Below are 14,225 nucleotides of genomic sequence, written 5' to 3'. Positions count from 1 at the left end.
GCAGCTATTGCAGCTACATTCGTACTTCTTGCCGGAGGTATCGGCGGAACCATTGCGCTCGGCAAGCATGTGAACAATAACAAGCGCAGTGATAACAAGCTGGCGGCAGCAGCTGTTGAGATCACAACAACAGCTCCTGAGTCAACAACAGCAGCTATGACAACAACTGTTACATCAACAACTACTCAGGTAGTTACAGATGCAACAATAGCTGAGATCGTAACATCAGCGGCTGAAACCGAGACATCAGCTGCTGAAACAACTGCCGCAACAGAGGCAGCAACAGTTACAGCTGATGACAGACGTGATCCCTCCGACCTCGCTGCATTCGCTGAGGAGTGGAAGGATAAGTATGAGGAATATATATGGAAGATAAATTGCGGTGCTGTTGAGCACGAAGAGAGTGTTGTCAGCTTCAAACTGGCTGAAGGCTCTGTACCGGCAGTGCTCGAAGCATGGAAGGTAACTGACGAGAAGTTACATTCAGCTGAATCTATAAACAGATTTGTGTATTCAGTATGGGCACCCGGAACGAATGACGATGTAGCAATACCTGATCTTACAGACAAGATCGACAGCGGAAAAGCTGAATACACCGACGTAAACAGCCTTTTATTCGTCTATAACAATGAGCTTTACAGAGTAGCTTCAAATACTGGATTAGAAGGCGAAAGATTTGACCTCTCAGCTGAGAAACTGAATGACAATGAGATGCTCATTCATTGGACGCTTGGTTATGAAGGCGCTGGTGAGGAGCAGTCCTTACACCTTGTATGGGTAGCCGAGTACAACGACTGGCGCATTGATGATCTTGTATCCGGAAGCAAGTATTTCGGCAAGCCCATACAGGGAGAGGCAGAAGCCGTTGCTAAGGAAATGCTCAGCGGCTACAAGGACGTTTATAATGCTAAATACGGTATCGGTGTCGAGTATGATGAAAACGACCAGATCAATTTTGCAATGCACTCCAATAACCCCTCAGACGGTGAATGGTTTGTATACTATGCAAAGGTTACTGACAGCAGATTTGCTAATACAGATGATCTGAAAGCTTATTTCGACACAAAGTATACCGATAAATCATCAGAGCTTTACAATGTTATCGGCGGAGACCTCAGCAAATATCCTACCGGTTATTCATTCAACCTCGATGCAGAATACAAAGAGTATACCGACAACGCATATATGAACTTAACAAACTATATTATGTACAACGGCAGCCTCTATGTTCGCTATGACTGCTTCCATACACATTTCTGGGGAGCACAGAATGTATGTGAGTACTACAAAATGCAGAACGATCCTGAGATAACAGCTGTCAGGGTAGCTAACGGAAATATGATAGTTGTCAAAACTAACGATGATACCGTAGAATATGAGAACGACTGCAGAGAGTACACTATTTTCAGAGATGACAGCGGTGAATGGAGAATACAGCTCACTTCAACTTGCAGCAAATGAGTTCAATAATGGTATCCTGCCTTAACGTAATAATCGAGCAGCCCCGAATGGGGCTGCTTTGCTTTTTTGAAGGAAACGTAAGCAGTTTGTTGATCAGAACAGCTCGTCGCAATATGGATTTTTCTCTTTGATATACCATCAGGAGAGCCTTTCGGCTCTCCTTTTTGAACCAGTTTAAGTTGACACGCCGTGTGGCGAATCAACTAAAACTAAGTCGAATATATGGCTTAAAATAGCCTTTTGTAAGTATATTATATCACGCGTTTTCTATTTGTCAAGTACAAGTTTAAGATTTGTGGAAAAAAGCCGGAGCGTTCTGTGATTTGGTGAGCGTGATGCAAAAACTCTGTTCAAAGATGAGATAAAATATACAATATCCACCTATTATTCATTTTATGGGTTGATGATGAGAGAGCCGGAGTTGTATAATTAAGGCATATTCAGGAAAGGAGTTTTCTTATGGGGATAAACTTGATCAAACGCATGACCTCTCTCGGGGTAACTGCTGCTATTGCAGCCGGTTTCCCGAATCTCATTTCACCGGAGCTCGACACCGCGGCCGCTTCATCAAAGATACAGGATTTCGCGCTGTCTGATGTAACGATGAAGGACAATTACAGTGTCAATGCTTTTGAAAAGGAAATGGATTACCTTCTTGCATTTGATACTGAAAAACTGCTTGCCGGCTTCCGTGACAATGCCGGACTAAGTACAAATGGTGCAACACGTTACGGCGGCTGGGAAAATACAAATATCGCAGGTCACTGCGTCGGCCACTACCTCACTGCGATCGCGCAGGCCTATCAGAACCCGAACATTACCTCTGAACAGAAGGACGCTCTTTACAAGCGTATAAAGACGCTCATTGACAATATGAAGATATGTCAGCAGAATTCAAAGGGAAAAAGCGGCTTCCTGTGGGCAGCACCTGTTCCGTCGGACCGCAATGTTGAGCGGCAGTTCGACCGTGTTGAGGTGGGCAAGGCAAATATCTTCGATGACGCATGGGTGCCGTGGTACACAATGCACAAGCTCATCGCCGGCCTGGTGGATGTCTACAATGCAACCGGCTATGGACCGGCTAAAGATGTCGGTTCTGCTCTCGGCGACTGGGTGTATAACAGAGCAAAGGGCTGGAGCGAGCAGACCCGCAATACCGTGCTTTCCATAGAGTACGGAGGCATGAACGACTGTCTGTATGACCTCTACCTTATCACAGGCAAGGACAATCATGCTGTTGCTGCTCATTACTTTGATGAGACCAGACTTCACGAAGCGGTCCTCAAAGGCGGCGCGAATGTTCTCAACGGCAAACACGCAAACACTACTATCCCGAAGTTTCTCGGTGCGCTCAAGCGCTACATTGCTCTTGACGGCAAGACTGTAAACGGCGAGAAGATAGACGCTTCACGCTATCTCCAGTACGCCGAAGCATTCTGGGATATGGTCGTTACACACCATACCTATATCACAGGCGGAAACAGCGAGTGGGAACACTTCGGCATGGACGATGTCCTCGACAAGGAGCGTACAAACTGCAACTGTGAGACCTGCAACTCCTACAATATGCTCAAGCTCAGCCGTGAGCTCTTCAAGATAACCGGCGATGTGAAGTATATGGACTTTTATGAGGGAACGTACTACAATTCCATTCTCTCGTCGCAGAATCCCGAGAGCGGTATGACGACCTATTTCCAGCCTATGGCTACCGGTTACTTCAAGGTCTACAGCACACGCTGGGATAAGTTCTGGTGCTGTACAGGAAGCGGTATGGAGAGCTTTACAAAGCTCGGTGATACTATCTATATGCACGATGATAATACGCTGTATGTCAATATGTATCAGAGTTCCATACTCAACTGGGCTGAAAAGAATATGAAAATAACGCAGGACAGCTCTATCCCTGACGGAGATACCTCGAAGTTCACCATAGACGGCAGCGGTGCTGTTGAGTTCCGTTTCCGTATCCCCGACTGGAAAGCCGGAAATATGACTGTAAAGGTCAATAATGAGAAGTACAATTACAAGACGATAGACGGCTACGCTCAGGTCACAGGAAACTTCAGCAGCGGCGATAAGATAGAGCTTACTATTCCCGAAGAGGTAAAGGCATATCCTCTCCCGGACAAGAATACCGTCTACGGCTTCAAGTATGGTCCTGTTGTACTTAGTGCAGAGCTCGGCAAGCAGAATATGACCACCGGTTCGACAGGTATGTGGGTAACCATTCCGAAAGAGCCTGTGACTCCCTCCGAGAATATCCGCATATCCGACGACAAGACCTCTGTCGGAACCTTTATGTACAATATCAATGACAATCTCGTCAAGGACAGCTCTTCTCTGAAATTCACTCTCAAGGGTACAGACCACGATCTGACGTTTACACCTCATTATCGTCAGTATCAGCAGAGATACGGCATCTACTGGAATTTCCAGAGCAGCAGTACAGATGTTGAAAAGCCTCCTCGTTCAAAATCAACAGTTACTGATACCGTACAGCCGGGTTACGGTCAGTATGAGAACGACAACCTCCACAATATGCAGGAGTACAATACAAAGGGCGTTACTGATGACAGCACTTACCGTTATGCACTTGCAGGCGGCAGTTTCAGCTATCGTATGGCTATCGATCCGGAAGCAGATTACACTATGCTCACAGTAAAGTTCCGCAAATCCGACAACGGCAAGACGATACGCATAACTGTCGGAGACAAGATACTGTATGCCGGTACGCTTGATTACAGCGGCAATGAAGATGTATACGATGTCAAGTTCGTTATCCCTCCGGAGCTTATCGAAAAGAACGCTGAACATATTACAGCTGACGGAACTGAATATGATGTGCTTACAGTAGGTTTCTCCTCGAATGACGGCAAAGAATCCGCAAAGGTCTGCGATTTCATCTATATGACAGCTGTCAAGCCTCTCTATGAATATGACAGCAGTATCGCGTACTTCGTTGACTGCGGCGACCAGGACACTTCAACCCTCACAGGCAGAGACAAGCTCGGAAGCTTTAACAGCGTTACAGAACAGCTCTACGGTGCTGATCCGGTAACAGGAGCTGTATGGGGACTTATTGACGATCCGACAGACCAGTACAACGGCAGTTCAAAGGGCGGCGGTATCTACACTGCAAATACATGGTGCGATGAGTACAACGCAGGTGACGGAAGAGACAAGACAGCTTCGTTCCGCTACACCAAGAACCAGTATGAGAACAACATCGCACGCCATCTCGTATACGGCTTTACGCTTCCCAAGGGCAGATACGAAGTAGAGATGTGCTTCAGCAACCCGTGGAGCTGTTCAACAAAGCCGAAGGTAACTCTTGACCCCGGAACATCTTCCGAAAAAGTTGTTATGGAAAACTGTGCAACTGACGGTAAGACTCCTTCGACCGGCGAGATCACAGTTGACGGCGGCAGTATAAGACTTGCCATCACATCTGAGGATAAGGCTATCAATGTGAATTACATCATCATTCGTCCGATAGAGATCGCTCCTCTTGCTGATGCTGAAAAAGCATTACAGCCTACTCTGAAGGGCGATGCTAACCTCGACAACAATGTTAATATAGCTGATGCCGTTCTTGTAATGCAGGTAGCTACTAACCCAGACAAATACGCACAGGGCAAGTCGGGCTCCAGCATCACAGCACAGGGCGAAGTAAATGCTGATGTTGACGGCAAGAAAGGCCTTACCAATTCCGACGCACTTCTCATTCAGAAGTTCAAGCTCGGACTTATCAGTTCATTCGATGAATAATACTGCAACAGGATAAACTAAAAGCGGGAATGAAGTTCAATACTCCATTCCCGTTTCTCATTGTTTAACGATCTGTAAAATGCTTGAATCCGTGATATTTGTATGCTATAATAAAACGGTGAAGAAGCAGCATTGGAAAGGAGCGGTGAATTATGGTTGTTTGGAATCCGTGGCACGGTTGTCACAAGATAAGTCCCGGATGTGCGAATTGCTATGTTTACCGCCGTGATGAGAGCATAGGCAAAGATGCTTCTGTCGTAACAAAGACCGGCGATTATGACCTGCCGCTTAAAAAGAACCGTCAGGGACAGTACAAACTGACAGCTGATGACGGTATAGTTTTTGCCTGTATGACCTCTGATTTCTTCCTTGAAGATGCTGACGAATGGCGGCAGGGCTGCTGGGATATGATGCGTCAGCGCAGTGACCTTCAGTTCTATATCATTACGAAAAGAATAGACCGTTTTGCAGATTGTATGCCCTCTGACTGGGGCAACGGCTGGGATAATGTAACGATATGCAGTACCTGCGAAGATCAGGTGAGAGCTGATTACAGACTCCCGATATTCCTGAAGCTACCGATAAAGCACAGGGAGATCATCTCAGAGCCTATGCTCGGTGAGATAGATATTGGAAAGTACCTTGCGACAGGTCTGATAGAACACGTCAGCTGCGGCGGTGAATCCGGAGATAATGCACGTCCCTGTGATCTGCGCTGGATACAGGAAGTCCGCCGTCAGTGCATACGCTGTGGTGTTCCATTCACTTTCCGGCAGACAGGAGCGGTTTTTATCAAGGAAGGCAAGGTATACCGTTTGGAGCGAAAACTCCATATCCCACAGGCTAAAAAGTCGGGATACAGTTATACGCCCGGAAGTAATTCAGGTGCTGCCATAAAGTATCAGCTGCCCGACAGGAATGAGCTTTTCGCAAGACTGAGCCGTTCTGATTTCAGGAGCCGTTTCCATCTTACTGAAAAGGATAAGGCGTATGTCAGAGAAAAGGGTATGGACACTATCCGAAGTCATGCAAGGGACTTTGTTGAAAAGCGCTTGTCATCCGAAGCACCCGAAAACGACGGCAAGCAGACTCCGATGAAAGGACATCCGGTCTTCATCGCCCAGCACGCAACTGCCTGCTGCTGCCGCGGCTGTCTTGAGAAGTGGCATAACATTCCCTCCGGAAAGGTGCTTACACAGGCAGAACAGGAATACATCACCGATGTGCTTATGGATTGGATAAAAAGAGCGTTATAACAGAAAATGAGCCTCCCGAAGGAGACTCAGACAGAAGTTTCAAGCATATTATATATGAAAACAAGTCCTCATAGTTTTGGTGCTATGAGGACTTTGTGTTATATGGAGGGCGATTTCTGTTATAGTTACGGTTGATAATAATATGATTTGAGTCAAAGAGGATAGAAGAGTGGAGTGCTTTATTTGAAAAAGAGTTTTATGAAAAAAACGATGTGTTCAACGATCTCCATCATGATCTCGTTTTTTCTCTCGGGCTCTCTGTCGTAGAGCTGTATCATCAAAGCAATAGGCGCACTGTATAGCTGTGCCAGGCGTTCCGGATCACAGGGTTCTAACTTCCCTTCATTCATGAGTGAAGCGAATATTCTTATGAACAGGCTTGTTATCGTGCTATTATATATAGCTGAATCGCTGCCCATATGGGCAGCGATTTGAAGTAATGTGAATGTGATAAATACTTTCCCTTTTTATTATGATAAAAATCCGTTTGATAGCCGTTTAAGAGTTACTTTACAGCTGTTTCAGTAGAATTGCCGGGATAATCGCTTCCGCAGACAATATTGTCAACGCGCCAGTCATTGAGTTCATCTACCCATACAAGGTGCATAGTCTGAGGTTCTGTTATACCTTCCCAGCCGAGATCCCAGTGAACGAGAATTTCGTTGTCGTTCAGTTTTTCGGCGGAGGGAGAAGTTCTTGTGCCTTCGACGCTTGAATTACCTGCGGTTCTGTAAAGTTCATTCTTATAGGTGAAGTATATACTCTTTGTGAAATCAGTATACTCAGCTGTTTGGCTGTCGATCTTCTCTGTGAGATCAGGAACTTTTATATCATCCTTGCTTCCGGGAGCCCAGAAAGCGTGGAGATGCTCGTTTATTGCGTCAGCTGAACAGTATTCTTCATCAGTTATTTTCCATGCATCCACTTTATCAACATATGTGCCTTCAGCCATCTTGAAGCTTACAGTATCTTTTTCGTGCTGAACTGCTCCGTTCGGGATCTTTAACCATACATTGTAATTGTCGATCCATTCCTGAGCGAATGCATCAAGGTCTGCGGGAGCGTGCCTGTCGTCAACGGGTGTTGTTGTCTCAATGACAGAAGTTATTGATGTAGAAGTTACCTCTGTTGCGGCTGCTGTGCCGGGCTTGCTGTTCTTTTCCATATGCTTGCCGAGAGCAAAACTTCCGCCTATTCCTCCAATGAGGAGAGCGAATGCAGCTGCAACTGCTGCATATCTGTGGTTAGCACGACCTGTGCGTTTGTCGTTATTATTATTTGCATTATACTTATTGATACTCATAGAAAACATCCTCTCTTTTTCATCATTTGTTAGTTCGGTGATGCCGGCTGCATTACGCTCCATGTTCATCGCCCCTTATTGATTGCTTTGCTTTGTGATACGTATCATCGCTTTCATAATATACAATCGCAGACAGAATTTCAAATCAGACATAAAATTCAAAAAATATTTTTGAGCTTTAAGAGGAGGGTAAGTTGTCAGAAAGCGAGTGAGAAAAAATGAGTTAAGAACATTTTTCAAGGAATTTCATTTATATCACAAAAAACTATTGACAACTCAGTTATCGACACGTCAGGTTCAATGTCACCAACGCTTATCGGAAAGGCTCTTGGAGCCTGTTTTCTCTTATTCTTCAATAGCTCATGTGTTCAAAAAATAAGACATCACTTCTGTTATAATATAATCAAAGAGATTACAAACTGATTAAAATTGCAGGAAATGCTTGACAAAGCGCAGGAGGTGGTATATAATGATTCCATATTCTACGAAAGGACGGTGAACACCATGAAAAACAACTTTAAATCACAGATGCCAAAACTTAATATTATTATAAAGCATGGAGTTTGCCCGAAGTGTACAGCCATGTGCTGATTTTTCACACATATGCAATTATCAAGCACTCCTGCGGGAGTGCTTTTTTATGCGCTCGGGCAACTCGGAAAGGACGAAATATGATCGAATTAAACGGAAAGTACAGCTCCGCAAAGATATTCACAGACGTTGTCGACCAGAGTGCAATTTCTCAGATAATCGAACTTTGTAACCAGCCTATGAGCGACGGTTCGCAGATACGCATAATGCCTGATGTACACGCCGGTGCTGGCTGTACGATAGGTACGACTATGCACATTACAGACAAGGTTGTACCTAACCTCGTTGGTGTAGACATTGGCTGCGGAATGGAGACTGTAAGACTTAAAGAAAAGCATATCGAATTACAGAAGCTTGACAAGCTCATCTATGAGAAGATCCCCTCGGGATTTGCTATTCGCGACAAGGCACACCGCTATAACGAGCAGATCGACCTCACAGAGCTTTATTGTTATGACCGCATTAATCCCACTCGCGCTGAGCGTAGTATAGGTACTCTCGGCGGAGGCAACCACTTCATTGAAGCAGACAAGGGTGAAGACGGCAGCATCTATATCGTTATCCATTCTGGTTCTCGTCACCTTGGCGTAGAAACTGCAAAATACTATCAGGAGGAGGCTTACAAGCGACTCAACGGAAGCTCAAAGAAGGATATTGACGCACTTATCGAAAAGATGAAGTCCGAGGGGCGCAATAAGCAGATCCAGACTGAGATAACAAGGCTCAAGAACACAAAGTTCACTGATATTCCCAAGCACCTTGCATACTGCGAGGGTGAGCTTTTTGAGCAGTATATCCATGACATGAAGATAGTGCAGCAGTTTGCAATGCTCAATCGTCAGGCAATGATGGATGAGATAATCAAGGGTATGCATCTCCACGTTGAGGAGCAGTTCACAACGATACACAACTACATTGACACAGAGACTATGATACTCCGTAAGGGAGCCGTGTCTGCACAGGCAGGGGAGAAGCTGCTCATACCGATAAATATGCGTGATGGCAGCCTTATCTGCACAGGTAAGGGAAATCCTGACTGGAACTGTTCCGCACCTCACGGCGCAGGACGTATTATGTCGCGTTCACAGGCAAAGGAAAGCTTCACAGTGTCGGAGTTCAAGAAGCAGATGAACGGTATCTACACCACATCGGTAAACGCTCAGACACTTGACGAGTGTCCTATGGCGTATAAGTCTATTGACGACATTGTTGGTAATATCTGCGATACCGTCGAGATAAACGAAATAATCAAGCCTATCTACAACTTCAAGGCAGGTGAGGAATAATGGAGAAATTCGTATCTTTTGAGAAAATGAGCAAGAAAGAACAGAAAAAGATCAACTCCGCACAGCGCCGGGACTGGAACGGTATCAATCCTGTCACCCGTGTCACTCAGGAAAACAAGAAGGCTTACAAGCGCAATCCAAAGCACCGTAATTCACTTTTTGCAGAATGAAGAACAGAGTCGATCCCAAATTCTGTGTAAACGAAAAATAGTGTAATAAAAGAGTGTATGATGAGACCGATTGTGAAAGCAGTCGGTCTTATCTGCATATTAGCACATGATTGTTAAGTCGAGATCACAATTAAATGCGAGTTGACAGATGAGATTATATTTTGGGCAATATTGATGCATATAAGAATTCAGGAGAGCCTTGCGGCTCTCCTTTTTGAACTATGTTTTAGTTGACGCGCCGTGACCGGCATCGAGTACGATAATAGGCGTTTTTTCTGCCGGGAGAGCCGAGACTGTTACCGAGTCCTCACTCTTTCTGTTATCTGCCTTTGAGCCGGCAGCTGCTGCACAGAGGACGCACACAGAGATAACGACTCCTCCGATGATTTTTCTTTTTGGATTTTTCATAGTGTTGCTCCTTTGGAAAAGTGTTTGTACATTATACGCCGGCAGTGTGCGCAATATGCTGTGAAGGAGAAGTCGAATAAAAAGGAGAGCCGTCAGGCTCTCCGCAGTCTGTCAATAAACCTCATTCTGTCGGGCACACGAAATGCGCCCTTACACGAAACAGCAAAATTGCAGGGGCGAGTTTCGCTCGCCCCTGTTTGTATGCTGTATTATCAGTCCTTTGCCTGGAATACTGCTCTTACGAAGCAATATAGGCTCGAATGGATAGAGTCGTCACCGTGGTGACCGCCCTGAACAACGTGCCATACATGAGGAACGCCGTTCTTTGTGAAGTTGTTATGGTAGCCCTGAGGTGTGCTGAGTCCTACAACGTCGTCCGAAGTACCTCCGGTGATGAATACCAGATAAGGAGTTTCGTCCGGATTGTTCCACTTGAATGCTCCCGATGCACCGGGTGCAGGGCAGATAGCTCCGACATAGCCGAACTTGTCGCCGTACTTCATACCGATCTGGAGTGACTCCATACCGCCCATTGAGAAGCCGGTAACAGCTGTGTAGTCTCTGCCGGTCTTGACACTGTAAGTTGACTCGATGTGAGGCATAAGGCTGTCAACGATATCGTCAACAAAGTTGTTGTAGCCTTCAACTGATGCAGCGTCGCCAAATCCGGTAGCGCTCTCCTTTGTTGCACTTGTGAAGATGAGAGGACACACAACGATCATATCCTTTGCCTCGCCGGAAGCGATAGCATTTCCGACGATCTGACGTGTATACATCGTACCGTTGCCCTTTGTTATCATACGATCCTCGTTCTCGAAGAAGCCGTGGAGCACATAGAGAACGGGATACTGCTTGCTCTCGTCGTAGTCGGCAGGAAGCAGGATATTATAGGGCTTGTTCTTGTTTGCCTTCTTGGAGAAGTAGGTCTTTTTCTGGATAGTTCCGTACTTGACGCCGGCTTTCTCAAGGTGTGAGTCGCTGGGCTCAGTGTTCACGAGCTCGCTCTGAACCTTTTCGGTGAGCTCCTCCATAGTGTACTTGACCTGTCCCGGAGGCGGCTCAACTACGGGGAATTCTTTAATTCTGCCCATAACGTATTTAGTGATGAGTATCACATCGGCTGCCTCAAAAGTACCGTTGCTGTCGGCGTCGGCTGCCTTGAGAGCCTTTTTGTCGGTGATGCCGTTGATGAGTCCCTTTCGTGCGAGGATAACGTCAAATACATTTATTACGCCGTCGTAGTTTATGTCGCCCTTGCTCATCTTTACAGCCTTGGGCGGCTCGCTTATCTCAGTACCGCTCTTGGCGCCGACGACCTCGTCCACATAGAAGCTGCATTTGCTTTCTTTTGTCTCGACGTAGAGCTGGATATCAGTTGCTTCGCTGGGAATGGTAAAATCTTCGTTTTCAAGATGTGCCCATTGTCCTTTTTCGGCGGTGATCTCTGCGATCTTCGGGTACACAGCAGTATCTCCGTCCTTGTACTGGAGTGTCAGATAGAATGTTACAGGGGATGTGGTATCCTCGGTCATAACGTATGCACTGAATGCGTAGGACTGTCCTGCCTTGAACTGGGAACCGAGCGAAACGGTAGCGCCGTTCCAGTCAGCTTCTCTTCCGCTTGCCATAAGTGAGCTTTCTCCGGAGCGTGAGATGCCGGAAACCGTTTTTACAGATGCAGAGCCGCGTCCGGACCACTGTTCGCTTCCGCTCTCAAAGGTACTGTGCAGCAAGTAATCCGAGTCGGCTGCTGATACCGGCAGAGATGCAGTAACAGAAAGAGACAGTGCGGCTGCAGTGATAATGGATACGATTTTTTTCATTTACAAACCTCCTTTTTAATATCCGTATCATATACCATGATACTCATAATATCATATTCATTTGCTCCGCGTCAACCCATAAAATGCAGACTTGATATTTTATATATCAATTATTGCGGAGTTGACCGCTGATTGCCCAAAAGTTGATTTTTGTATGGTGCATTTTGCGGATAGCTGATAAAAATTTCAAAAAGCACTTGACAAATTCTTCTTATGCGGTCAGTATTACTTCAAGTGCCGCAACAAGGGGATAGTCTTTACTCCCGAAATGGTGCAGGAGATACAAGAAGTACGGCGTCGATCCCAAGACGAAGCTGCTTCTGTTCAGCGACAGCCTTGACTTTGATCGTGCCCAGAAGCTCTATGAGTATTTCTGTAACAAGACCAAGGTCTCATTTGGCATAGGAACGTTCTGCTCCAACGATACCGAGGAAAATGCTCTTAATATCGTCATCAAGCTCCAGTACGTCAACGGCAGACCTGTCGCAAAGCTCTCCGACGACATCGGAAAGGCTATGTGCCGCGATGCAGACTACCTCGAATACCTCAAACGCTCCGTTGAGTTCAGGCTTGACAGGGAAAAGAATAAATAGTATTTGTCAGGAGAGCCGAAAGGCTCTCCTGAGACTGTCAAAAAAGTTTCGGGACGCCGAGGGCGGCGTCCCCTACAAATACATTTACACAGAATAGCTGAAATGTAGGGGTGGGCGCCCTCGCCCACCCGCGAATTCTATAATAAACTAACCTTTTTCAACAAACAGAGGAGAGCCGAAAGGCTCTCCTTTTATTCTGCTTTACATCTTGCCGAGGTTATGATATAATTGTAGTACAAGCCGGAGCGCCGGCAAGGTGCTTACCAAAAAGGAGGAATAAGCTATGCAGAATTTCGATTATATGACACCCACCAGACTCATCTTCGGAAAGGACTGTATCGGGAAGCTCCCCGAAGTTATGGAGAAGATCGGCAAAAAAGTGCTGCTCACCTACGGAGGCGGAAGCATCAGGAAGATCGGTCTCTACGACAAGGTTAAGGAGCTGCTTTCTGATTTTGACATCATTGAGCTCTCAGACATTCAGCCCAATCCCAAGTACGATCCGAGCGTCCTTGACGGCGTAAAGCTCTGTAAGGAGAATAATATCGAGGTCATTCTTTCAGTTGGCGGCGGAAGCGTTCTGGACTGCTCAAAGGCGATAGCGGCAGGTGCGATGTATGACGGTGATCCGTGGGATCTCATTTCGTACAAGGTCAAGGCAAAGGCTGCGCTTCCGATAGTTGATATCATCACGCTTGCAGCAACAGGCAGCGAGTACGACTGCGGCGGCGTTATCTCCAGAACTGAAACAAATGACAAGATAGGCTATATTGACGAGCATCTCTATCCGGTCGTATCCTTCCTTGATCCGACCTATACGTTCACAGTATCCAAAAAACAGACCGCAGCCGGCTGTGCCGACGCGATGAACCACATTATGGAGCAGTATTTCTGCGAGGACTCGTCTATTCTCAATGACGGCTTTATGGAAGCCGGTCTGAAGAGCCTTATGGTCAATGCAAGGAAATGCCTTGCTGATCCGGAGGATTATACCGCAAGAGCTGAGATGATGCTCACCTGCACCTACGGCTGCAACGGCATTTATGCTCTCGGCAACAGCTACACCGGCTGGCCCTGCCACGGTATGGAACACGCGCTCTCCGCGTATTATGATATTACGCACGGCGAAGGTCTCGCTATCATCACGCCGCGCTGGATGAAGCATATCCTGAGCGATAAAACTGTCAGCCGTTTTGTTAAGTACGGCGTGAATGTGTTCGGCATCGACAGCGGCCTCGGTGATTATGAGATGGCTGAAAAAGCAATTCAGGCGACCTATGAATTCTTCGAGTCTATCGGTATCCCGATGCACCTCAGAGATGTCGGCATAGATGAGAGCCGTATAGGCGAAATGGCTCGCCACGTTGCAGAGAACGAGGGACTCGAAAATGCTTGGGTACCGCTCTCGGAAAAGGATATCGCTGATATCTTTACAGCTTCTCTTTGATATTAGATGCATTTTTACAAGTCCTCACACTTATGTTGTGAGGACTTTTTTAACAAATTAGTAAAACCAACCAAAAGTGGACAAAATTATTCTACATATCCGATATGTGCAATGTTGCT

9 protein-coding genes and 1 pseudogene are annotated in these 14,225 nt (G+C 46.2%); 7 read left to right on the top strand and 3 right to left on the bottom strand.

Annotated elements, in window-relative coordinates; genetic code table 11:
- The 3 genes from K6G33_RS11250 to K6G33_RS15290 all read left to right on the top strand — a co-directional run.
- Positions 1-1,461: hypothetical protein (locus K6G33_RS11250; protein WP_296779491.1), on the top strand; the 1,461-nt coding region annotated here is incomplete at its 5' end.
- 459 nt (positions 1,462-1,920) lie between these two features.
- The gene (locus K6G33_RS11245; RefSeq protein ID WP_296779489.1) at positions 1,921-5,229 is read left to right on the top strand and encodes a beta-L-arabinofuranosidase domain-containing protein; all 3,309 of its coding nucleotides are present in this window, start codon (positions 1,921-1,923) and stop codon (positions 5,227-5,229) included.
- Positions 5,230-5,381: 152 nt separating this feature from the next.
- Positions 5,382-6,485, top strand: coding sequence for a DUF5131 family protein (locus K6G33_RS15290; protein WP_367270502.1), 1,104 nt, complete (start codon positions 5,382-5,384; stop codon positions 6,483-6,485).
- Positions 6,486-6,990: 505 nt separating this feature from the next.
- Here K6G33_RS15290 and K6G33_RS11230 read toward each other — a convergent pair.
- Positions 6,991-7,788 (bottom strand): hypothetical protein, encoded by a 798-nt coding sequence (locus K6G33_RS11230; RefSeq protein WP_296779487.1) that lies wholly within the window; start codon positions 7,786-7,788, stop codon positions 6,991-6,993.
- Positions 7,789-8,459: 671 nt separating this feature from the next.
- Here K6G33_RS11230 and K6G33_RS11225 point away from each other — a divergent pair.
- Positions 8,460-9,665 (top strand): RtcB family protein, encoded by a 1,206-nt coding sequence (locus K6G33_RS11225; RefSeq protein WP_296779485.1) that lies wholly within the window; start codon positions 8,460-8,462, stop codon positions 9,663-9,665.
- On the top strand, positions 9,665-9,835 hold the full coding sequence (locus K6G33_RS11220) for a hypothetical protein (RefSeq protein WP_173337654.1): 171 nt from the start codon (positions 9,665-9,667) through the stop codon (positions 9,833-9,835). Before K6G33_RS11225 ends, K6G33_RS11220 begins: the two co-directional genes overlap by 1 nt.
- Before the next feature lie 219 nt (positions 9,836-10,054).
- Here the strand turns inward: K6G33_RS11220 and K6G33_RS11215 are convergent, their stop codons facing one another.
- Positions 10,055-10,243 carry a hypothetical protein gene (locus K6G33_RS11215; RefSeq protein WP_296779482.1) on the bottom strand — a complete coding sequence of 63 codons (189 nt, stop codon included), beginning with the start codon at positions 10,241-10,243 and terminating at the stop codon, positions 10,055-10,057.
- 212 nt (positions 10,244-10,455) lie between these two features.
- Positions 10,456-12,066 (bottom strand): carbohydrate binding domain-containing protein, encoded by a 1,611-nt coding sequence (locus tag K6G33_RS11210; protein WP_296779480.1) that lies wholly within the window; start codon positions 12,064-12,066, stop codon positions 10,456-10,458.
- A gap of 284 nt (positions 12,067-12,350) precedes the next feature.
- Here K6G33_RS11210 and K6G33_RS11205 point away from each other — a divergent pair.
- Positions 12,351-12,659, top strand: a pseudogene (locus tag K6G33_RS11205) (nicotinate phosphoribosyltransferase); the annotation flags it as partial.
- A 283-nt stretch (positions 12,660-12,942) separates the two neighbouring features.
- Positions 12,943-14,106: an iron-containing alcohol dehydrogenase gene (locus K6G33_RS11200; RefSeq protein ID WP_296779477.1), complete on the top strand. Its 1,164-nt coding sequence runs from the start codon at positions 12,943-12,945 to the stop codon at positions 14,104-14,106.
- The last annotated feature ends 119 nt before the right edge of the window (positions 14,107-14,225 follow it).

Source organism: Ruminococcus sp. (genome assembly GCF_024691275.1).
GTDB lineage: Bacteria > Bacillota > Clostridia > Oscillospirales > Ruminococcaceae > Ruminococcus.
Note: the sequence above shows the minus strand (reverse complement) of the source record. Positions and strands in the feature narration are given on the sequence as shown.